This window comes from Salmonella sp. 32020114201800008SM (assembly GCF_017572025.1).
Lineage (GTDB): Bacteria > Pseudomonadota > Gammaproteobacteria > Enterobacterales > Enterobacteriaceae > Salmonella > Salmonella enterica.
The window spans coordinates 1-559 of record NZ_JAGEQM010000027.1; the positions used below are offsets into that span (position 1 = coordinate 1).

General features: G+C 48.5%; 1 tRNA gene and 2 rRNA genes. All 3 read left to right on the forward strand.

Going from position 1 to position 559, the window contains the following annotated elements:
• Positions 1-117: ribosomal RNA gene (locus tag J4613_RS22470) — 16S ribosomal RNA — on the forward strand; the annotation flags it as partial.
• Positions 118-202: 85 nt separating this feature from the next.
• Positions 203-278: transfer RNA gene (locus J4613_RS22475), tRNA-Glu, on the forward strand.
• Between the two features lie 193 nt (positions 279-471).
• Positions 472-559: ribosomal RNA gene (locus J4613_RS22480) — 23S ribosomal RNA — on the forward strand; the annotation flags it as partial.

Below are 559 nucleotides of genomic sequence, written 5' to 3' on the forward strand. Positions count from 1 at the left end.
GCAAAAGAAGTAGGTAGCTTAACCTTCGGGAGGGCGCTTACCACTTTGTGATTCATGACTGGGGTGAAGTCGTAACAAGGTAACCGTAGGGGAACCTGCGGTTGGATCACCTCCTTACCTTAAAGAAGCGTACTTTGAAGTGCTCACACAGATTGTCTGATGAAAAGTAAAAAGCAAGGCGTCTTGCGATTGAGACTTCAGTGTCCCCTTCGTCTAGAGGCCCAGGACACCGCCCTTTCACGGCGGTAACAGGGGTTCGAATCCCCTAGGGGACGCCACTTGCGCGGTAATGTGTGAAAGGCGTTGCCATCAGTATCTCAAAACTGACTTACGAGTCACGTTTGAGATATTTGCTCTTTAAAAATCTGGATCAAGCTGAAAATTGAAACACAGAACAACGAAAGTTGTTCGTGAGTCTCTCAAATTTTCGCAACACGATGATGAATCGAAAGAAACATCTTCGGGTTGTGAGGTTAAGCGACTAAGCGTACACGGTGGATGCCCTGGCAGTCAGAGGCGATGAAGGGCGTGCTAATCTGCGATAAGCGCCGGTAAGGTG